This is a genomic window from Nocardia caishijiensis NBRC 108228 (assembly GCF_001612825.1).
GTDB classification, from domain to species: Bacteria; Actinomycetota; Actinomycetes; order Mycobacteriales; family Mycobacteriaceae; genus Nocardia; species Nocardia caishijiensis.
Window position 1 is genome coordinate 43,219 of the sequence record NZ_BDBE01000049.1, and the last position, 20,533, is coordinate 63,751.

Below are 20,533 nucleotides of genomic sequence, written 5' to 3' on the forward strand. Positions count from 1 at the left end.
ATGGGCGCCACAGTCGACTGGTTGCGCACCACCACCCCCGGGTTGCTGGTGCTGTGCGGTCTCGCGATAGCGGTACTGCTCGTCGCCATCATCAAGATGAAACTGGAGCCGTTCGTCGCGCTGCTGCTCACCGGTCTGCTGTTGGCGCTGGCCGCCGGGCTGCCGGTGTCCCAGATCGTCGGCACTCCGCTCAAGGCCGGTGAGTCACTGCTAGAGACCGGCTTCGGCAATATCCTCGGGCACATCGCGGTCATCATCGGGCTCGGTACCGTCCTCGGTGCGGTCCTCGAAAGATCCGGTGGCGCCGACGTTCTCACCGACAAGCTGTTGCGGATCTTCGGGGAGAAGGGCGCGCCCGTCGCGATGGGCATCCTCGGGCTCGTCTTCGGTATCCCGGTGTTCTTCGACATCGGCATCTTCGTCCTCGCGCCCCTGATCTATGTCGCGGCCAAACGCGGTGGACGTTCGCTGGTGCTCTACGCCATGCCGATGCTGGCCGGTCTGTCCATGACCCACGCGTTCCTGCCGCCGCACCCGGGTCCGGTCGCGCTCGGCGGACTGCTCGGAGTGAGTCTGGGTTGGCTGATCCTGATGGGATTCGTCTGCGGCATACCGGGTTTCATCGCCTCCGGCATTCTGTGGGGCACCTACATCGGTAAGCGGGTCGACGTCTCGGTGCCCGAGGAATTCGTGCCGCTCGAACCCGACACCGACGAGGAGGAAGGCGGCACCGTCGCCACCGGTGTCGTCACCAAGTCGCCGCCCTCGGTGACCCTCATCGGCGCCATCATCGCCATCCCGCTCGTGCTGATCCTCGGCGCCACCTTCGGATATCAACTGCTGGAAGAGGACTCGGCGCTGCTGCAGGTGCTCACCTTCTTCGGCACCCCCGCCGTGGCACTGCTCATCACGGTGCTCGTGGCGTTCTACCTGCTCGGTATCCGGCGCGGTTCCACTGTGCAGGAACTCAGCGTCATCACCGCCGAATCGCTCAAGCCGGTCGGCATGGTGCTGCTCGTCGTCGGCGCGGGCGCGTTCTTCGGCAAGGTCATCTCGGCCACCGGTATCGGCACGGCCCTGGCCGACACGATGTCGGCGGCCGGTCTGCCGATCATCGTGCTCGCCTACCTCATCAGCTGCGGCCTGCGCATCGCCCAGGGGTCGGCCACCGTCGCCATCGTCACCACCGGCGGCATCGTCGCCCCGCTGGTCGCCGAGCAGAACTACTCGCAGATGTCGATCGCGCTGATCGCCATGGCGATCGCCGCGGGCTCGATCATCCTCAGCCACGTCAACGACGGCGGATTCTGGATCATCGCGAAGTACTTCAACATGACGGTGAAGCAGACACTGCAGACCTGGACGGTGCTCGAAACCGTGCTGTCGGTGGTGAGTTTCGCGGTCGCGGCGCTGCTGTTCTCGATCGTCTAGTTGTGCGGGCGAACCGGGCTGTTCTGTGCGGGCAGCCCGGTTTCGCTGTTTCGGGGTCGGTCAGCTTCGGTTGCCGGGGAGCGCGCGCGCCAGCCGTTCGAGAGCCTCGCGTGGATCTTTACCGTGGTCCGCGCCGGTGAGACGGTGGATGACCGCGCCGTCCATGTAGTCGACGAGGATTGCGGCGTCTGTGTGACCGATGCCTACCTGGGCGGCGAGTTCGATCGCCTGCTCGCGTAGTCGGCCGTGGCCGCGCTGTAGCGATTCGGCTACGGCGGGCATGGCTTGGGATTCGCCGAAGAGGGCGAGGCGGGCCTGGGTGCGGGTGGGATCGGTGGTGCTCGCGTGGGTGATGAATCGGGCGAGGGCGTCGACGAGGTGGTCGAGGGTGAGCGGGCCGAGCCTGCGGTGCATCGCGGTCCAGTCGGCGTGATCGCGCTGCTCGAGGCGTTCGGCCACGCCGCACAGGAGGGCTTCCCTGGTGCGGAAGTAGTTCGAGGTGGAACCGGCGGGGAGGTCGGCGGCTTGGTCGACCGCACGGTGGGTGAGGGCGCGTGAGCCGCCGGTGCCCAATACCTCGATGGCGGCGTCGAGGACCTGTTCGCGTTTCGTTGCCACGTGTCGATACTACGGGCGTAGTGACGATGACTACACCTGTAGTGTCTTTCACTACAGGAGTAGTACGGTGGCCTTCGGCAGCGCGCAGAAGCTTGCTGATGGTGCGTCAACCGACACGAAGGGTTCGGAATGGCTACAGCGATTGTTGTCGGCGGTGGGATCGGGGGAACGGCGGTTGCCCTCGGGCTGATCCGGCGAGGCTGGTCGGTGCGGGTGCTCGAGCGGGCGGCGGAGTACGCCGAGGTGGGAGCGGGAATCTCGCTGTGGCCCAATGCGCTTCGAGCGCTGGATGCGCTCGGCATCGGTGATGTGGTGCGGGCGCAGGGGTTGGCTGACGTCTCGGCCGGTATCCGTGATGATCGTGGGCGTTGGTTGTCGCGCACGGATGTGGACACGATGCGGCGCCGATTCGGAGCTCCGGTGGTGATCCATCGCGCGGCGCTGCTGGATATCCTCCGCGCTGCTCTGCCGGAAGGAGTTGTGGAGACCGGAGTTTCGGTGGAGAGCGTCGCTGTGGACGGGGTGGTCACCGCTGTCCGATCGGTGCGGGATGGGGAGGTCGCCGGGAGTGGGCTCGGGCCGGACGTGGATGGTGTTCGGCTGGAACGAGAGGGCGGTGCGGGGCGGCCCGAGGCACATGCTGAGGGCAGGGTAGAGCGTGTAGGGCGGACGGAACGGCCTGAGGTACGAGCGGAGGGTGAGGCAGAGCAGGCGGGCCGGACGGGGGAAGCGCGCGCCGAGGGTGGGGGAGAGCAGGCCGGGCGGACGAAGCGGGTCGAATTCGCCGCAGATCTGGTCGTCGGCGCGGACGGAATCCGCAGCGTCGTTCGCCAAGCCGTCTGCGGGGAGGTTGCTCCGCGCTACGCGGGTTACACGGCATGGCGAGCGGTCGTCGACCTCGCCGAGCCTCTGACAGACTTCGGCGAAACATGGGGCCGCGGAGCCCGTTTCGGCATGGCCCCACTTCCTGACGGCCGTGTCTATTGTTTCGCGGTCTACAACGCCGAAGAAGGCACCACCGGCACTTTCGCCGACGTGCGCGCCCGCTTCACCACCTGGCACCACCCCATTCCAGCCCTACTCGCCGCCGCCGACCCGAACACGGTCCTCCACAACGACATCTACGAACTCCCACCCCTACCCACCTACACCGCAGGCCGCATCGCCCTACTCGGCGACGCCGCCCACGCGATGACCCCCAACCTGGGCCAGGGCGGTTGCCAAGCCCTCGAGGACGCCGTCGTTCTCTCTCGCCTGGCGGGTACACCCAATGGTCTCGCCCGATACAACACCGAACGTCGCCCTCGCACCCAAATGATCACCCGCCGCTCAGCAACCATCGGCGCCGTCGGCCAACTCTCCACCCGACCGATGGTCGCCCTACGCAATACGGCTCTCCGCCTGACTCCACCCGGCGCCCAGTTCCGTTCACTGGAAAAGGTTCTGGAATGGGAACCGTGACCACGGCAGACGGGACGCGACTACATCTATCTGCATTCCGCGGTCGACGGATCCCACGGCTGATCTACGCCGAGTTCTCGGACAACGAGAAATCCGTGGCAGCTCAAGGATTCATGAACCGGGCACGAGCGTTCTTTGGTGTTCATGGCACGTCTTCCTCGTGGGATCGTGACCGATAATGGTTTCTGCTACCGCCCAGCCGATTCACCAGGATACTGCGCGTGCTCGCCACCAACGAGTCAAGGACAAATGCACTGCATCTACCCGAGACGCACAACTCCGGCAGTTGTCGCGGTTAACCATACTGGGCGCATTTCCCGAAGCTCTCCCATGACTACCTTTGCGTGTAATGCTGCCAGGACTTCTTAGATAATCGGTAGATCGTCGAATTCTGTTGATATCGAAAATCGATTCGATATCCGCCGACCATCGAAAAACTTAATCCGACTGTCATTGAAAATATCGATATCAACAGTTCTTTCGCGAAACTTGATCGCCCACCCGATACCATGCACTGGATTCTATCTCTCCGAGCTGTCGATGACGTGGAGATTCTGAGCGCTGAACCTCATGGCTAGTTTCGCGAGAGTCGAGATATTGTCGAGCGCAGCTAATAACTCGAGCCGGAGAGACTTTGGGGATTCAATAAACCATTCGACAATTACAACGTTAGAATCGCCCAAGTCAGAACTGGTTGCCGGGGCTGCTGCAGGATCGGGTGACAGCGGTTAAGCAGCCTGGCGGACTGCTGGGGCCATGATGGTTTCAAATTCGATCGGGGTCAACCGGCCGAGGCGAGCCTGTCGACGCCGGCGGTGGTAGGTGCGCTCGATCCAGGTGACGATCGCGATCCGGAGCTGCTCGCGGTGTCCCAACGCTGTCGGTCCAAGACGTTGCGTTGCAGCAGGCTGAAGAAGCTCTCCATGGCGGCGTTGTCACCGGCCGCACCGACACGACCCATCGATCCGACCATGCGATGACGGTTGAGCGCGTGGACGAATCTCCGCGAGCGAAATTGAGATCCACGGTCGGTGTGGATCACGCAACCGGACACGTCACCGCGCCGGGCAACAGCATTGTTCACCGCGGTCACCGCCAGTCGAGACTTCATCCGCGTATCGATCGAGTACCCGATGATCCGGTTGGAGAAGACGTCTTTGACCGCGCACAAATACAGCTTGCCTTCGTCGGTCTGATGTTCGGTGATGTCACTGAGCCACAACTGATTTGGTGCGTCGCTGCGGAATCTGCGCTGTACCAGGTCGTCATGGACGGGCGGCCCCGGTTTGCCGTTCTTGCCGCGCCGCGGCTTGCCGAACGCGCTCCACCACCGATTCGTCGAACATATTCTCCAGGCGGTCCGCGCACTCATCGATTCACCTGCTTCGCGGGCTTCGTCGGCGAGAAACCGGTAGCCGAATTCAGGGTCGTCGCGATGCGCGTCGAACAACGCGTTGGCCCGATACGCCTCGGCGACGTCGCCAGTGGTCACCGGATCGGCCAGCCATCGATAGTAGGGCTGGCGAGCGAGCTGCAGCACCCGGCACGTCACCGCCACAGGGATTCCTTCGGCGGCAAGCTCTTTCACGAGCGGGTAGAGCCTTTTCCCGGGATCTGAGCCTGCGACAGATAGGCGGCCGCGCGGCGCAGGACCTCGTTCTCCTGCTCGAGCAACCGGATCCGGCGGCGAGCATCCCGCAGCTCGACCGACTCACTGCGAGTGGTCCCGGGTTTGTTCCCGTCGTCGATCTCGGCTTGGCGCATCCATTTCGACAATGTCATCGGATGGACCCCGAAATCGGCCGCGACCTGCTCCAGGGTCACTCCGTCGTCTCGGTTGCGGGCGACCCGCACGACGTCGTCGCGGAACTCTTTCGGATACGGCTTGGGCACTGCGACATCCTCTCAGGCTCACGTCTTGGCAAGCCATCTCGGTTGTCACCTACCCCTGCAGCAGCCCCGCCATTCTTCCGAGATTATCTTTCCCTGAGATGTGGTTTGGTAGCTTCCAATCAACTCGGCCGTCGGACAGTGCATGGAGATGGCGCTACGGATCTGTGGGCCCACTGGTCGATGAATACTGACAGTAGCGCCTTAATCGGTAAGGTTCCGTTCGATCGAGCCAAAGAATGCCTTGCAGATTGTCTCCTTCGGAACTTTTCCCAGGAGAAGCGCAGCCACGTTGATGTAGATGGAGTATATTTGAGAGTTCGGATGGGTACCGTTGAATTCTCTGACTGCATTCCAGCAGGCTGAGAATATTTTCATAAGCGCTTCATGCGCTCGATTCTCTGGAATCGGCTGAAAGACTGGGCCGTATGGCGGTGTGGCGATAATCTTTCGAGGTAAACTGTCGGTGCTGTGGTTTAATAGCACCTGGGCGTGCGGCGAATTTGGAAAACCGCCATATCGATCATGTGCGGCGATGCCTGCTATGATCATAGAATCGTATTCGGCCCTGGACTCCGGGTTAGCGCGAAGCTTGAACTCGACGTTTAAATGTTTCGGTGCATTAATGCGCCAAACGGCGAGGTCGGATTCATTCTGTTCATCGATAATGTAGAGCAAAGATTATCCTCCTGTTAGTCCGTATGGAAGGATTCGAGGGCGCCCCAATTGGCTGAGAACTGATGTTGGCAAAGCAATCGCATCGCCAACTCCAGCGTCTGCGAGGTTGTCTATCCGGCTTATTTCAGGGATATCATTTCTGTTAACGATGGTGCGCACGATAGTATATGGGCCTTCCTCGGGGAATGCGGCAAACATTCCCCGAGCGTATGCACTTGCGCCCTCCTCGGTTAGAGCAAAGTACTTCGATTCGATACCCTCGGGATTTGAAAACCGTCGTGTATCGAGGATCTGTTCCAACTCGGCTTGAAGTACAGCTCGGTACAGATATTGCTCATCTTCGCCAAGGCACTGGAGTCCCAGTGGGTCCAGCCAAGTTATCGGGTTGTGAGGGTAGGTGTTGGGGTTGGGAGCGGGCGTTAAGCCCAACGGGTCTTGCGTTAGATAGCGGGCGGTGTGGGGGTCGTAGTAGCGGTGGTGGTTGTAGTGGAGGCCGGTTTCCGGGTCGTATTGTTGGCCAGGGAAGCGGAGGACGGTGGTGGTGTCGCCGCGCCAGATAGTTTTGCCCCAGAGGCCGGTTTCGGCGGTGGATGTGGTTGTTGTGGTGGGGTTGACCAGGTCGGTGGGGGTGCCTGCGATGTCGGTGGCGATGACGTGGAAGGCGTGGTCGGTGATAGTGCGGACGGACTGGGCGACCGGGGTTGAGCTGTCGGGGAGGTAGTCCCAGGATGTTGTTTCAGTGGGCGTGGTTTGTTCGATGAGATCAGTTTTGTTCCAGGTGAATTCGTGGATTTCGAGGACGGTGTGGTCACGGCTGAGTAATTGTTTGGTGGTGCGGCGGCCGAAGGCATCGTAGGTATAGCGCCACCATTGGCCGTCGGGGGTGAAGACGTCGGTGAGTTGGTCGAAGGCGTTGTAACGGTAGTGGGTGATGGCGGGTTTGCGGGAGATTCGGGTGGTGTGTTTGCGGGTGAGGCGGCCGTCGGAATCGTAGTGGTAGCGGGTGCGGCCGCGGCGGATGAGGAGGTTGCGGTGGTATTCGCGGGATGGGTCGGTTAGTGGTTGCGGCGAGGCTGTCTGGTCGGCGGGGTCATTGTCGGTGGGCGTGGCGTCGGTGATGTTGCTGAGTGCGTCGTAGGTGAATCGTTGGGTTGCCGCGTTGGTGGTGAGCGCGGTGATTCGGCCGATGGGGTCGAGTTCGTAGGACCGGGTGCGAGTGCGGTGGCCAGCTGTCGTTGTTGTATGGGTGGTGATGTATCCGTCTGCGCGCCAGGAGTATTCGTCGCGACGTAGCGGCTGGGTGGCGGTGAGTGTGCTGTTGGTAACGTGTCCGACGGAGTCGAAGACTCTGGAGTGGCTCACAGCGCCGGCTTGCCAGCCGTTGACCCGACCGAGTGCGTCGTGGTTGAGACCGATGTGGTGGGTGTCGGCGACGATCGCGTTCACGCGATTGCCCGGCCCATACCCCCACTGAGTGGTCTTCCCGGTGGGTGTGACGCGGGTGACCGCGCGCCCGTGATGGTCGTAGCCGAACTGTGTCGGTGGACGGTCGTCGAGTTGTGCGGCGAGTAGTCGTCCGGCGGTGGAACGCTGGTATCGCAGCACGTGTCCGCCGCCCTCGAGGTTGCGTGTGGTCGCAGTGTTGAGATGTCCGGCCGAGGTGTAAACGTAGGTGAGTGCCTCGCCCGACTCCGCGCGGATCTCGGTCAACCGACCGAGCCGATCGTAGGAATGGTGACGGGGTATCCCGGATGCCGGGGTGACGGTAGCGACTTGACCGGTCGGTTCATACAGGTAGCTGATCTGGGCGCCGTTGTAGTCGGTCTCGGCGCTGACGCGTCCGGCGGGGTCGTATTCGTAGGACCAGACCTGGGCGAGCGGATTAGTGACGGTGAGTAGTTGTTGCTCACTGTCCCAGGTGTAGTTGGTGGTCGACCCGTCCACCCTGGTGTGCGAGGCGAGCATCGCGAAGGGGCCGTAGCTGTAGCGCTGGACTTGGTCGGCGCGGTCGGTGTGGCTGAGTAGGTCGCCGTTGCTGCTGTAGGTCCAGGATTGTTGGAGACCATCAGGATCCACGCGGCTCAGTGGGCGACCATTCGGTGTCCAGGTGTAGCTCGTCGTGTCGCCGTTGGCGTCGGTGATAGTTGAGATCAGGCCGACGTGGTCGCGCGTGATCGAGGTGATTTGTCCGCTGGCATCGACGATGCGTATCGGCTGACCGGCAGCGTCGGTTTCGAAAGTGGTTGTACTTCCGTCGGATTCGATGATCGTGGCCGGTGATCCATTGGGGTGATAGGTGAACCGCCGCGATATGCCGTCCGGGTCGGTGATCGAGGTGAGGTTGCCGGCGTCGTCGTAGCCGTATCGCAGAACAGCGCCGTCAGGATCGGTGACCGTGGCCGGCCGGTTACGCGCGTGATAGGTGAGATGCACCGAAGAGCCGTCGGGGCGGTGGACACGGACGATGTGGTCGTTGTCGTCGCGGTAATAGTAGGTGGTGGTCAGGTCGGGCCCGATAATCCGGAACGGGTGTCGGGAGACCGGCTCGGCGTAGTCGGTACGGGTGAGCGCGCCGGCGCCATCGGTTTGCACGACGAGGCGCTTGCCGGAATCGAACTCGTAATACCACTGCACACCAAGGGAATTGGTGACGTGAGTGCGGGTGTGTCGATTGGGCAGTGTCTCGTAGGAGAAGGTGGAATTGAGGATGGAGTCGGTGCCCACTTGCCGGACGATGCGACCGTGGTCGTCGTAGGTGTTGGTGAAATGGGTGCCGTCGGGGTCGTGCCAGGTGCGCATGCGGTGTGCGCGGTCGTAGGTGTAGCGGGTGAGGCCACCGAAACTGTTGGTGACGGTGGTGAGATCGCCGTCGGTGTAATCGAATTCGCAAATCAGTGTGGACAGTGCAACGCCGGTGGTGGCGCTGGTTCCGTCGACCCGGATCGAGGTGACCCGGTCATGGGAAGTCGTGAACGAAACCTGGTAGCCGCTCGAGGAACTCAGGTGGGTCGGATGGCGGTTGGCATCGTAGTGGTAGCGAATCCAGTTGCTGTGCCGGTCGACGATTCCCGCGATCGGGAAGTCACCCAGGGCTTGGGATTCAGCGTCCAATGCCGTGAAGTACCAGGTAATTTCGCGAACCGGGTCATGGATCTGATAACCGTCAGTGGTCGCGGCAAGAGGCCAGGAGTGTTCACCGAACAACGGCAGAACCGTGGCGTTGGCCTCGGGATCGGGGTAGGCGAGAAGCATTCCGTCTTCGCCGACAAACGTCAATCCCTCGGGCGTGGCGATGACCCGCAGATCGAGAAAGCTCGACCATGAGGGCCCGAGCCAGCGTCCTGACCGATAATTGGAGCGGTGGCGTCGCCATAACTCGATCGGCAACACACCGGGTAGTTCCAGGTCGACGATGGGGACGTAGTACTCGCCGGTGGACATGTCGACGGGCTCTCGACCACCACAGGTCCCGACCTTGTCCTGGGTGTTGGCGGGATCGCCGTTGCGAGCCGAGGCCGGGGCAGTCGAGTTGGTGTCGGACGGGTCGCGGGGAGTCTTGGTGTTGTCAGGTGTCGAAGCAGGGGCATCGGTGTCGGGTTTGGTGCTGGCGGGGTTGGTGTCGGCGTCGTTGCTGTCGGGCTTTTTGGTGTTGGCCGGGGTAGTGGTGTCGGCGTCCTTGCCCGACTTCGAGGGGGTCTTCTTGAACGCCTTGGCGATGTCACCGAACGCGGACTTCAGTTGCTTGAGAAGCGGTTTCAGTTTGGCCATGGTTTTGGCCAGCTTCGAGAACAGCTTGGCGATCATCGCGACGGTTTTCGCGATATAGGCAGTGGCCTGGACCGCGACGACCGGAGTGGCCAGGCCGCAGGTGAACAACGCTTCAGCAGCCCAGACCGCGAGGCGACCGACGGTTTGCGCTACGAGGTCGCGCACGGTTTCGCGGACCGCGGCCACTACCCCACCAGCCATGCGGATCGCAGAAGCCGCAGCCGTGGCCGCGGTGTTGGCCGCGGTGAGCAGGTTCGTGGTGTTCGACGCGGCGCTCTTGTAGGCGGTGGCGGTTTGACCGGTCCAATCGGTCACATCGATGGCGACGGCCTTGTTCTGGGCGGTCGCGACTTCACTGATCCGGGTAGCGACGTTGTCCCAGGTTTTGGCGTAGGCCTCGATCTGGGCGGGGTCACCGGCGATCCAATCCAGGGCATCTTGAAGGGGTTGGCAGTGTTCGATGAGCCAGCCGACGCCATAACCGGCCAGCGTGCCGAGTGGGTCGACGACCAACGACACTGCTTCGGCGGCCAACCCGGCGACGCCGAGGCCGACTTCGATCCACGAACCTCCGGAGATGGCGTCAGAAAGGTCCGTGACGGAGCTGACCAGGCTGATGCCGGTGGACCAGTCGGTGGTGTCTTCCTTGGCCGCAATCAGCGGGTTGGTCATGACAGGCCGGATTCTTGAGTCTTGAGCGCAGCGGCGTTGGCGGCGTCTTTAGTAGTGAACGCATCCGCGACCGCGGTCAGATTCGACGCCGTGTCACCGAACGCGTCGATCGCGGCCTGAATGGCATCAATGCCGTCGGTTTCGACCGAGTCGACGAACAACGGGCCGAGGAAGGCACAGAGTTTGCCGAAAGCGTCCGACGGGGCGGACACGGCTTGGGCTGCCTGGAGGGCTTCGGTCAGGCCTGAACCGGCGGAGGTCACGTTGGTGGCATGGGACTTGATCTTGTCCGGGGAGATATTGAGTTCCCCGCCTGCGCTGGTCATGGTGACATCCCCCTCGTGCTTGAAGCCACCTCGGGTCCGCGGGCACTCCCTGCCAGCGACCTGCGGTGTCGAACGTGATCGAACAGTTCCGACCTTGATGGGTCGGTCCAACGGCACGCAGTGCCAGTGGCCGAGCGTAGCGGATTCGGTAAGGCAGGCGGGGGTGGTGAATTCGATGGAATCGGAACGGTGTTCGGTGCGTCTTAGTGGTTCTCGTCGGTAACTGACACGACCATTCGGGTAGGGCAGTGCAGCAGGGATCGACTAAGGGGGCGATGGTGCGGTGCAGACCGTGCGCCGAGTTGCGTCAGTACTTACGTCGTGCGGTAGCGAGTGGCCATTGCCTCGGTAGTCGTCCGCAGGTGGGCGCGGAATTCGGGTGGGCCGAGGACCTCGACGTGGTCGGCCAGGGGGAGTAGGGCGTGGGTCAGGACTTCGAAGGATTCCGAGGGGATGGTGATGGTGGCCCAGCCGTCGGGGTCGGTGGGGCCGAGGGAGGTGAGGGCGGTGCGGACGGCTGCGGGGTCGTTCATCAATCGCAGGAGGGCGAGGTGGGCAGTGTCGATGCGGCATTGGGCGCTGACTTTCAGCATGGCCTGGCCGAACTCGTCGGCCGCTGCGTTCCAATGGGCGGCGAGGTCGAAATCGGTTGGGCGAGTGAATTGTTCGCCGGTTGGTTCGGGTGTGGTGATTCGGCTTGCCCGATAAGTACGCAGATCGAAACCGACCTGCGCGACGAGGTACCAGGTGCCTGCTTTCATGACCAGACCCAGCGGGTCGACCACCCGCACGACCGTGTCACCACCGCGCCGGTAGTTGATCGCGAGGCGGCGCTCGTGCCAGACGGCGTCGGCGATGGCGGCGAGGGCGGGGGTGTCGTCGGGGCGGTGGAACCAGCCGGGCATGTCGATATGGACGCGTTCGGCGATCCTGGTCGCGCGGCCGCGTAGTTCCGGTGGCAGTGCGGCGAGCATCTTCAGCTGGGCGGCGGCGAGTACAGTTCCCAGGCCGAGGTCGGCAGCGGCGCCGGGCAACCCGGCCAGCAGGACCGCGTCGGCCTCCTCGGAGGTGAGGCCGGTGAGCCGGGTTCGGTACCCGTCGACCAACCGCACCCCACCGCCGCGCCCGGGTTCGCTGTAGACCGGGACACCCGCCGCTGACAACGCCTCGACGTCCCGGTACACGGTGCGCACCGACACCTCCAGCTCCCGCGCCAGCTGCCCGGCGGTCGTGCCGCCGGTGGCTTGGAGCAGAAGCAGCAGCTGCACCAGTCTGCTCGCCCGCATGCCCCGAGATTAGCCCGCAACCCTGACACAGGATGTCAAGGTTGCGTCGTAGCGTGAGCGTATGACCACCTGGAGCCAGTTCACCGAGGAAGCGCCGCGCATCGCCGAGCTGTTCCTGCGCAGGCACCGAGCCACCGGCAACCTGTGCATGCTCGGCACCCTCCGCGCCGACGGTTGGCCGCGGATCAGCCCGATCGAGCCGATGATCTTCGAGGACATGCTCGTTCTGGCAGGTATGCCCGACACCCGCAAGTTCGACGACCTCGCCCGCGACCCCCGCTTCTGCCTGCACACCGCCACCGTCGACACCAATGTCACCGACGGCGACGCCAAGCTCTTCGGCACCGTCACCGACCTACGAGACGAATCCGTCCACGCCCGCTTCGCCCAGAAACTCTTCGACGACAGCGGCTTCGACATCCGCGGCCAGAAATTCGACCACTTCTACGTCGCCGACCTCACCAGTGCCTCCACGGTAGAAGTCACCGACGACCACCTCACCATCACCATCTGGAAACCCGGCCGAGGCGAACGCACCGTCACCAAGCGCTGACCGCCACGCTCTGGTGGCGGCATCGGCCGAGAGGCCCCCGTCACCAGAGCGTGCTTGTCCGACTCGGGATGGACTTTGGCTGACTGGTCAGTCATTATCAGGGCATGCCGAAGCGAGTGGATGTGGACGCACGGCGAGCCGAGATTCTGGAGGCGGCCGTTCGGGTGTTCGCCAGGAAAGGGTTCGCCGCGTCGCGGATCGAGGACGTGGCCGCCGAGGCCGGGGTGGCGAAAGGCAGTGTCTACCTCGCGGTCAGCAGTCGGGAGGAGTTGCTGACGGCCGCGTTCGACGAGTACCGCGCGCGGGCGGAGCGAGAACTCGCCGCGCCGAGGACCGGGGCCGCGCTGGATCGGCTGGCGCAGCTGATCCGGTCGACAGTGGCGATGCTGGCGGCGCATCCGGATCACGCGCGCGTGCTGCTGGACGTATGGTCCGCCCGGACACCGGTGGATATGGCCGCCGTCTACGAGGGCTACCGGTCGGCAGTCGCGGCATTGCTGCGCGCGGCCGACGCCGAGGGGCACCTGCGGGCGGGCATCGGTGACGCGCACGCCGCAGTGATCGTCGGTGCGATCGAAGGATGCCTGGTGCAGTGGCTGGCCGACGACCGTGTCGCGCTCGACGACCTGGCCGAACCCCTCGTGCAGCTGTGCGTGGAAGGGATCCGGCGATGACTGTCACCGACCGGCTGATCGCTCCCGGAGCGACGAGAAGTGAAGCAGCCCTGTGCTATTCGTCCGCCGTCATCGGCGGACTCCTGGCCGCGCTGCTCGCCGGGCGCGCTGGTGGTTCCGCGCTGGTGGTCGTGGTGGTCGCGCTGATCGGTTTCGATCTGTTCGGCGGGGCGGTGGTCAACGCGACGGCATCGGCGAAGGACTGGTTCCACCGGCCCGGCCGCACCGCCCGCCACCACCTCACCTTCGTCGCGGTCCACGGGCAACCGTTCGTGCTCGCGCTGGTGGTTCCGGGATTCGGCTGGTGGGCCGCGGCCGCCGGCTACGGGATCGTCCTCGGCGCGGCGGTCGTCGTCATCGCGGTGCCCGATTCACTGCGCGGCCCAACCGCTTTCGCCACCACCGTCTTCGGCGTCGCGATCACCACGACGATGCTCGCCGTGCCGACCTTCCTGCTCTGGTTCGGACCGGTGCTGCTGATCAAACTCCTGCTCGCGCACCTGCAACCCGGCACCGCCCGGATTTCGCCGCAGCCGAGCTGACGGATCGTCCGCGCGCGGTGCCCAGGATCGGGTGCCGGGCTGTGTCACGATGACCCGCATGGAGCTGCTCGCTTCCGCCGCCGACGGGCCGACGCCGATCGTGTCGCTGTTCTGGATCGCGCTGATCGCGGTGACCGCTCCGGTGGTGTCGCGACTGCTGCGCGGCTACCTGCCCGACGTGGTGATCCTGCTCGTCGCGGGCGCGGTGCTCGGGCCACACGTACTCGGCTGGGCGGGCACCGGGGGCGGTGTGGACCTGGTCAGTGAGCTCGGGCTCGGAATGCTGTTCCTGCTCGCGGGCTACGAACTGGACCCCGCCTTGCTGCGGGGCAAGACGGGGCACACGGCCTGGCTGGTCTGGCTCGTGTGCCTGGTCTTCGCGTTCGGGATCGTCACCCTCGCCACCGAGCGGTCGGCGGGCACCCGGATCGCCGTGGCCATCGCGCTGACCTCCACCGCGCTCGGCACCCTGCTGCCGATCCTGAAACAGGCCGGAATCATCGACTCGCCCCTGGGTCGCGCGGTGATGACGCACGGCGCGGTCGGTGAACTCGGGCCCATCGTCGCGATGTCGGTCCTGCTGAGCAGCCGCGACGCCATGTCGGCACTCGTCACCGTGCTGATGTTCGTGGTCGCGGCGCTGCTCGTCGGCCTGATCCCGGTGCGCATGCTCGACCGGACGCCGGATCTCGGGGCGGCGCTGGGGCGGCTCGACGGCGGTACCTCACAGCTGCCGGTACGTGGTGTCGTGCTGTTGTTGCTGGTCCTCATGGTGATCGCCGAGGAATTCGACCTCGATGTGGTGCTCGGTGCCTTCGCCGCGGGCATGATCCTGCGACGACTCATCGCCGCGGGCCATCCCGACGTGGACGCCTCGCTCGAGGCCATCGGCTACGGCCTGTTGATCCCGGTGTTCTTCGTGGTCTCCGGCATGGGCATCGACGTGTCCGCCATCGCCGGGGATCCCGCGCTGTGGGTCTGGTTCGTGGTCACCATCATGATCGCGCGTGGCGGGCCGGTATGGCTGAGTGAGCGGTTCGTGCCGCACGGGCGCAACCTGGTCACCGGCCGTCAGCGCGTGCAGCTGGCCCTGTACGCGGCGACGGGCCTGCCGATCATCGTCGCCGTGACGCAGGTCGCGACCAGGACCGGACTGCTGAGCAGCGAGGTAGCCTCGATATTGGTGGCCGCGGGCGCCACGACGGTGCTGGTGTTTCCGCTGGTCGCGCGCCTGATCGGCGCGCGCGACGCGGAGCCGGTCACACCCGCGCATGAATGAGCTTGCATACTCGTGCATAATCATCACATGGTTGAAACGTCGGGAGGACCCGTCCTACGGGTGGCGGTTGCCGGTGCGAGTGGGTACGCGGGCGGCGAAGTGTTGCGTCTGCTGCTCGGCCATCCCGAATACCGAACCGGGCGCCTCGAGATCGGGGCGCTGACCGCCGGATCCAACGCGGGCACCGCCCTCGGCGCGCTGCAACCGCAGCTGCTGCCGCTGGCCGACCGGATCCTGCAGGAAACCACCCCCGAGACCCTGGCCGGGCACGACATCGTGTTCCTCGGCCTGCCGCACGGTCAGTCCGGCGCGATCGCCCGGGCGCTGCCCGAGTCGACGGTCGTCATCGACTGTGGTGCCGACTTCCGGCTCACCGACGCCGCCGCCTGGGAGAAGTACTACGGCAGCCCCCACGCGGGCAGCTGGCCCTACGGTCTGCCGGAACTACCCGGCGCCCGGGCCCGACTCACCGGGGCCCGCCGCATCGCGGTGCCCGGCTGCTACCCGACGGTGTCCAGTGTCGCGTTGGCCCCGGCCATGGCCGCGGGCATCATCGAGCCGACCGTGAACGTCGTCGCGGTGAGCGGTACCTCGGGCGCGGGCCGCAAACTCGACGTCAGCCTGCTCGGTTCCGAGGTGATGGGCAGCGTCCGCGCCTATGGGATCGCGGGCGCGCACCGGCACACCCCCGAGATCGCGCAGAACCTCGCCGCCGTGGGCGGTGTCGACGTCGCGGTGTCGTTCACCCCGGTGCTCGCGCCGATGCCGCGCGGCATCCTGGCCACCTGCACCGCCCCGGTGAAGGTCGACGCCGCCGAGGCCCGCGCCGTCTACGAAAAGGCCTACGCCGATGAGCCTTTCATCCATCTGTTGCCGGAGGGAATGCTGCCGCAGACCGGTTCGGTGCTCGGCTCCAACGCCATCACCCTGCAGGTCGCCGTCGACGCCGACGCGGGTCTGCTCGTGGTGATCGGCGCGATCGACAATCTGACCAAGGGCACCGCGGGCGCCGCGGTGCAATCGATGAATCTGGCCGTCGGTTTCGACGAGACCGCAGGACTTTCCACCGTAGGAGTGGCACCGTGACAACCCCTGATCCGCACGCGCCGGACCACGGCAAACTCATCCACACCCAGGGCGTCACGGCCCCGCTGGGCTTCCGCGCGGCGGGCATCGCGGCGGGCATCAAGGCCAGCGGCAAGCCCGACCTGGCGCTGGTGCTCAACGAGGGCCCCGAATACGCGGCGGCGGGAGTGTTCACCCGCAACCAGGTGAAGGCCGCACCCGTGCTGTGGTCGCAGCAGGTATTGAAGTCCGGTCGCGTGCGCGCGGTCGTCCTCAACTCCGGTGGCGCGAACGCCTGCACCGGCCACGGCGGCTTCCAGGACACCCACAAGACCGCCGAGGAACTCGCCGCGGCGCTGAGCAATTGGGGCACCGAGACCGGCGCGGGCGAGATCGCGGTCTGTTCCACCGGCCTGATCGGTGACCGGCTGCCCATGGACAAACTGCTGCCCGCGATCACCGAGATCGTGCACGAGATGGGCGGCGGTCTCACCGGTGGCTCCGACGCGGCCCACGCCATCATGACCACCGACACCGTTCCCAAGGAGTCGGCCTTCCACCACGAGGACAAGTGGAACGTCGGCGGCATGGCCAAGGGCGCGGGCATGCTCGCCCCCTCGTTGGCCACCATGCTCGTCGTGCTCACCACCGACGCGGTGGCCACCCCCGAACAGCTCGACGAGGCGCTGCGCAAAGCCACGAAATACACCTTCGACCGGCTCGACGTCGACGGCTCCTGCTCCACCAACGACACCGTGCTGCTGCTGGCCAACGGTGCCAGCGGCGTCGCTCCGTCCCAGGACGACCTCGACGCGGCCGTGTTCACCGTCTGCGACGACCTCGCCGCCCAGCTCATGGCCGACGCCGAGGGCGTCACCAAGCGGGTGACGATCACCGTCACCGGCGCGGCCACCGAGGACGAGGCCCTCACCGTCGCCCGGGCCGTCGCCCGCGACAACCTGGTCAAGACAGCGCTTTTCGGCTCCGACCCGAACTGGGGCCGGGTGCTCGCCGCCGTCGGTATCGCCCCGGTGACCCTCGATCCGCATCGAATCGCGGTGTCGTTCAACGGAAATCCGGTCTGTGTCGACAGCGTCGGCGCGCCCGGTGCCCGTGAGGTCGACCTGTCCGGCGCCGATATCGATGTGCTGATCGAGCTCAATGTCGGCGAGGGCACCGCCATGGTGCGCACCACCGACCTCTCGCACGGCTACGTCGAAGAGAATTCGGCGTACAGCTCATGACCGCCGGTGTGCTGCACAGCCTTTCGGCCCTGGACAAGGCGCACGTGCTGGCCGATGCGCTGCCGTGGCTGCAGAAGTTCCGCGACAAGATCGTCGTGGTGAAGTACGGCGGCAACGCCATGATCGACGACGACCTCAAGTCCGCCTTCGCCGCCGACATGGCCTTCCTTCGCACCGTCGGCGTGCACCCCGTTGTCGTGCACGGCGGCGGCCCACAGATCAACGCCATGCTGAAGAAGCTGGGTATGGAAGGCGAGTTCCGTGGCGGTTTCCGCGTCACCACCCCCGAGGTGATGGACGTGGTGCGGATGGTGCTGTTCGGTCAGGTCGGGCGCGAGCTCGTCGGGCTGATCAACGCGCACGGCCCGTACGCCGTCGGTATCTCCGGCGAGGACGCGCACCTGTTCACCGCCACCCGGCGCACGGTCGCGGTCGACGGGGTGGCCACCGACATCGGCCTGGTCGGCGATGTCACCGAGGTCAATCCCGGCGCCGTGCTCGACCTCATCGACGCGGGCCGCATCCCGGTGGTCTCCACCATCGCCCCCGACGCGGACGGCGTGGTGCACAACATCAATGCCGACACCGCCGCGGCCGCGCTGGCCGAGGGTATCGGCGCGGAGAAGCTCGTCGTCCTCACCGATGTCGAGGGTCTCTACACCGACTGGCCGGACCGGTCCTCCCTCACCAGCCGGATCGACGCGGACGCCCTCGCCGAGTTGCTGCCGAGCCTGGACGCGGGCATGGTGCCGAAGATGGAGGCCTGTCTGCGCGCGGTGCGCGGCGGTGTGCCGAGCGCGCACGTGATCGACGGGCGCGTCCCGCATTCGGTACTACTTGAACTGTTCACCGGAGAAGGAATCGGAACCATGGTGACCCCGGGGGAGGCCGAAGATGAGTGAAGTGGCGAAACTGCAGCAGCGGTGGTCGGCCGCGATGATGAACAACTACGGCACCCCGAAGGTGGCGCTGGTGCGTGGCGCCGGGGCGGTGCTCTACGACGCCGACGGCAAGCGCTACGTCGATTTCCTCGGTGGTATCGCGGTCAACAGCCTCGGCCACGGGCATCCCGCCATCCTCGAGGCGGTCACCCAGCAGCTCGGCACCCTCGGCCACGTGTCGAACCTGTATGCCAGCGAACCCGTGATCGAACTGGCCGAGAAGCTGCTGGCCCACTTCGGTGACGGCGAGGGCAAGGCGTTCTTCTGCAACTCGGGCACCGAGGCCAACGAGGCCGCCTTCAAGATCGCCCGGCTCACCGGGCGATCCAAGATCGTCGCGGCCGAGGAGGCGTTCCACGGGCGGACCATGGGCGCGCTCGCGCTGACGGGTCAGCCGTCGAAGCGGGCACCGTTCGAGCCGATGCCTCCGGGTGTGGTGCACGTGCCCTACGGTGACGCCGCCGCCCTGGAAGCCGTCGTCGACTCCGACACCGCCGCGGTGTTCCTCGAGCCGATGATGGGGGAGAGCGGTGTGGTCGTCCCGCCGTTCGACTACCTCGCCAAGGCGCGCGAAATCACCTCGCGGGCAGGGGCTCTGCTGATCCTGGACGAGGTGCAGACCGGAATCGGCCGCACCGGAACGTTCTTCGCGCACCAGGCCGCGGGGATCGTGCCCGACGCCATCACCCTGGCCAAGGGTCTCGGTGGCGGCCTGCCGATCGGCGCCGTGCTGGCACAGGGACGCGCCGCCGAACTGCTCACCCCCGGTCTGCACGGCACCACTTTCGGCGGCAACCCGGTCTGCGCGGCGGCGGCGCTGGCCGTGCTGCGCACCATCGACTCCGAGGACCTGCTGAGCCATGTGGAGTGGGTCGGCAAGAAGCTCAGCGACGGCATCGCCCTGCTCGAGCACCCCGAGATCGACCACGTGCGCGGTGCGGGTCTGCTGATCGGCATCGTGCTGCGCAACGACATCTCCGCCCACGTGGACGAACGGGCGCGTGAGGCGGGGTATCTGCTGAACCCCGCCAAGCCCGACGTGATCCGGTTGGCACCGCCCCTGGTGCTCACCGAAACCCAGGCCGACAATTTCGTCGCCGACCTGCCCGAGATTCTCGACAAGGCCGCCGCCGATGCCAAGGGAGCGACCAAGTGACCCTGCGCCATTTCCTACGCGACGACGACGTGACCCAGGCCGAACAGGCCGAAATCCTCGCTCTCGCCGCCGAACTCAAGAAGAATCCCTTCGCGCACCGCCCGCTGGACGGCCCGCGCGGGGTCGGGGTGATCTTCGAGAAGAACTCCACCCGTACGCGATTCTCCTTCGAGCTCGGTATCGCCCAGCTCGGCGGACACGCCGTGGTCGTCGACGGTCGTGACACCCAGCTCGGCCGTGAGGAAACCCTCGGTGACACCGGCAGCGTGCTCTCGCGTTATGTCGACGCCATCGTATGGCGCACCTTCGAACAGTCGCGCCTGGACGAGATGACCGCCACCGCAACAGTTCCCGTGGTCAACGCGCTGTCCAACGAGTTCCACCCGTGCCAGGTACTCGCCGACCTGCAGACGATCGCCGAGCGCAAGGGTTCACTGGCCGGGCTCAACCTCACCTTCTTCGGTGACGGCGCCAACAACATGGCGCACTCGCTGCTGCTCGGTGGTGTGACGGCGGGGATGAACGTGACCGTCGCCGCGCCCGCCGGTTTCGAGCCGCTGCCCTGGATCATGGAGGCCGCCGCCAAACGTGCCGCCGAAACCGGTGCGACAGTGGCGGTCACGGGTGATCCCGTCGTCGGAGCCACCGGCGCCGACGTGCTCGTCACCGACACCTGGACCTCCATGGGCCAGGAGAACGACGGCCTCGATCGCGTCGGGCCGTTCCGCCCGTTCCAGCTCAACGGCGAACTGCTGGCCGCCGCCAACCCGGAAGCGATTGTGCTGCATTGCCTTCCGGCGCACCGTGGCGAGGAGATCACCGACGAGGTGCTCGACGGTTCGCACAGTGTCGTCTGGGACGAAGCCGAGAACCGGCTGCACGCCCAGAAGGCGCTGCTGGTGTGGCTGCTCGCGAAAGCCGCCGCGTGAGACCGCGAACCGGGACCGGC

General features: G+C 65.5%; 16 protein-coding genes and 1 pseudogene. 11 read left to right on the top strand and 6 right to left on the bottom strand.

Annotated elements, in window-relative coordinates:
- Positions 1-1,431: a GntP family permease gene (locus NC7_RS25755; protein ID WP_067987742.1), complete on the top strand. Its 1,431-nt coding sequence runs from the start codon at positions 1-3 to the stop codon at positions 1,429-1,431.
- Between the two features lie 60 nt (positions 1,432-1,491).
- Here the strand turns inward: NC7_RS25755 and NC7_RS25760 are convergent, their stop codons facing one another.
- Positions 1,492-2,049 (bottom strand): TetR/AcrR family transcriptional regulator, encoded by a 558-nt coding sequence (locus NC7_RS25760; RefSeq protein WP_067987744.1) that lies wholly within the window; start codon positions 2,047-2,049, stop codon positions 1,492-1,494.
- Between the two features lie 129 nt (positions 2,050-2,178).
- On the opposite strand from NC7_RS25760, the gene NC7_RS25765 reads away from it, so the two are divergent.
- Complete coding sequence (locus NC7_RS25765) at positions 2,179-3,510, top strand: FAD-dependent monooxygenase (RefSeq protein WP_067987745.1); 1,332 nt, start codon at positions 2,179-2,181, stop codon at positions 3,508-3,510.
- A 728-nt stretch (positions 3,511-4,238) separates the two neighbouring features.
- On the opposite strand, the pseudogene NC7_RS25770 reads toward NC7_RS25765, so the two are convergent.
- The 5 genes and pseudogenes from NC7_RS25770 to NC7_RS25790 all read right to left on the bottom strand — a co-directional run bounded on the left by NC7_RS25770 (position 4,239) and on the right by NC7_RS25790 (position 12,130).
- Positions 4,239-5,403: pseudogene (locus tag NC7_RS25770) on the bottom strand (IS3 family transposase).
- Between the two features lie 201 nt (positions 5,404-5,604).
- Positions 5,605-6,078 (bottom strand): hypothetical protein, encoded by a 474-nt coding sequence (locus tag NC7_RS29370; protein WP_157102180.1) that lies wholly within the window; start codon positions 6,076-6,078, stop codon positions 5,605-5,607.
- A 3-nt stretch (positions 6,079-6,081) separates the two neighbouring features.
- A complete protein-coding gene (locus NC7_RS25780) occupies positions 6,082-10,518 on the bottom strand; it encodes an RHS repeat-associated core domain-containing protein (protein ID WP_067987746.1) in 4,437 nt (1,478 codons plus the stop codon).
- Positions 10,515-10,844, bottom strand: a complete 330-nt coding sequence (locus tag NC7_RS25785) for a type VII secretion target (RefSeq protein WP_067987748.1) — start codon at positions 10,842-10,844, stop codon at positions 10,515-10,517. The genes NC7_RS25780 and NC7_RS25785 overlap by 4 nt, the downstream gene beginning before the upstream one ends.
- A 314-nt stretch (positions 10,845-11,158) precedes the next feature.
- Complete coding sequence (locus tag NC7_RS25790) at positions 11,159-12,130, bottom strand: helix-turn-helix transcriptional regulator (protein ID WP_067987750.1); 972 nt, start codon at positions 12,128-12,130, stop codon at positions 11,159-11,161.
- Between the two features lie 61 nt (positions 12,131-12,191).
- Between NC7_RS25790 and NC7_RS25795 the strand changes: the two genes are divergently transcribed.
- From NC7_RS25795 to argF, 9 genes are all read left to right on the top strand, one after another.
- A complete protein-coding gene (locus tag NC7_RS25795; RefSeq protein WP_067987752.1) occupies positions 12,192-12,683 on the top strand; it encodes a pyridoxamine 5'-phosphate oxidase family protein in 492 nt (163 codons plus the stop codon).
- A gap of 104 nt (positions 12,684-12,787) precedes the next feature.
- Complete coding sequence (locus NC7_RS25800; RefSeq protein WP_067987755.1) at positions 12,788-13,357, top strand: TetR/AcrR family transcriptional regulator; 570 nt, start codon at positions 12,788-12,790, stop codon at positions 13,355-13,357.
- Complete coding sequence (locus NC7_RS25805; protein ID WP_067987757.1) at positions 13,354-13,899, top strand: hypothetical protein; 546 nt, start codon at positions 13,354-13,356, stop codon at positions 13,897-13,899. Before NC7_RS25800 ends, NC7_RS25805 begins: the two co-directional genes overlap by 4 nt.
- A 58-nt stretch (positions 13,900-13,957) precedes the next feature.
- Positions 13,958-15,178: a cation:proton antiporter gene (locus tag NC7_RS25810; RefSeq protein WP_067987759.1), complete on the top strand. Its 1,221-nt coding sequence runs from the start codon at positions 13,958-13,960 to the stop codon at positions 15,176-15,178.
- A gap of 27 nt (positions 15,179-15,205) precedes the next feature.
- Complete coding sequence (gene argC, locus NC7_RS25815; RefSeq protein WP_067987763.1) at positions 15,206-16,264, top strand: N-acetyl-gamma-glutamyl-phosphate reductase; 1,059 nt, start codon at positions 15,206-15,208, stop codon at positions 16,262-16,264.
- Complete coding sequence (argJ, locus tag NC7_RS25820; protein ID WP_067987766.1) at positions 16,261-17,487, top strand: bifunctional glutamate N-acetyltransferase/amino-acid acetyltransferase ArgJ; 1,227 nt, start codon at positions 16,261-16,263, stop codon at positions 17,485-17,487. The genes argC and argJ overlap by 4 nt, the downstream gene beginning before the upstream one ends.
- Positions 17,484-18,389: an acetylglutamate kinase gene (argB, locus tag NC7_RS25825; RefSeq protein ID WP_067987769.1), complete on the top strand. Its 906-nt coding sequence runs from the start codon at positions 17,484-17,486 to the stop codon at positions 18,387-18,389. Before argJ ends, argB begins: the two co-directional genes overlap by 4 nt.
- Positions 18,382-19,584, top strand: a complete 1,203-nt coding sequence (locus NC7_RS25830) for an acetylornithine transaminase (protein ID WP_067987772.1) — start codon at positions 18,382-18,384, stop codon at positions 19,582-19,584. Before argB ends, NC7_RS25830 begins: the two co-directional genes overlap by 8 nt.
- Positions 19,581-20,513 carry an ornithine carbamoyltransferase gene (gene argF / locus NC7_RS25835; RefSeq protein WP_067987775.1) on the top strand — a complete coding sequence of 311 codons (933 nt, stop codon included), beginning with the start codon at positions 19,581-19,583 and terminating at the stop codon, positions 20,511-20,513. Before NC7_RS25830 ends, argF begins: the two co-directional genes overlap by 4 nt.
- Positions 20,514-20,533 lie beyond the last annotated feature (20 nt).

What these genes read in the sequence shown, in the direction of transcription:
- NC7_RS25785 (WP_067987748.1), bottom strand. Translation starts at nt 10,844, where the DNA reads ATGACCAGCGCAGGCGGGGAACTCAATATCTCCCCGGACAAGATCAAG.
- NC7_RS25790 (WP_067987750.1), bottom strand. Translation starts at nt 12,130, where the DNA reads ATGCGGGCGAGCAGACTGGTGCAGCTGCTGCTTCTGCTCCAAGCCACC.
- NC7_RS25810 (WP_067987759.1), top strand. Translation starts at nt 13,958, where the DNA reads ATGGAGCTGCTCGCTTCCGCCGCCGACGGGCCGACGCCGATCGTGTCG.
- NC7_RS25830 (WP_067987772.1), top strand. Translation starts at nt 18,382, where the DNA reads ATGAGTGAAGTGGCGAAACTGCAGCAGCGGTGGTCGGCCGCGATGATG.
- argB (WP_067987769.1), top strand. Translation starts at nt 17,484, where the DNA reads ATGACCGCCGGTGTGCTGCACAGCCTTTCGGCCCTGGACAAGGCGCAC.
- NC7_RS25755 (WP_067987742.1), top strand. Translation starts at nt 1, where the DNA reads ATGGGCGCCACAGTCGACTGGTTGCGCACCACCACCCCCGGGTTGCTG.
- NC7_RS25800 (WP_067987755.1), top strand. Translation starts at nt 12,788, where the DNA reads ATGCCGAAGCGAGTGGATGTGGACGCACGGCGAGCCGAGATTCTGGAG.
- NC7_RS25795 (WP_067987752.1), top strand. Translation starts at nt 12,192, where the DNA reads ATGACCACCTGGAGCCAGTTCACCGAGGAAGCGCCGCGCATCGCCGAG.
- NC7_RS25780 (WP_067987746.1), bottom strand. Translation starts at nt 10,518, where the DNA reads ATGACCAACCCGCTGATTGCGGCCAAGGAAGACACCACCGACTGGTCC.
- NC7_RS25805 (WP_067987757.1), top strand. Translation starts at nt 13,354, where the DNA reads ATGACTGTCACCGACCGGCTGATCGCTCCCGGAGCGACGAGAAGTGAA.
- NC7_RS25765 (WP_067987745.1), top strand. Translation starts at nt 2,179, where the DNA reads ATGGCTACAGCGATTGTTGTCGGCGGTGGGATCGGGGGAACGGCGGTT.
- argC (WP_067987763.1), top strand. Translation starts at nt 15,206, where the DNA reads ATGGTTGAAACGTCGGGAGGACCCGTCCTACGGGTGGCGGTTGCCGGT.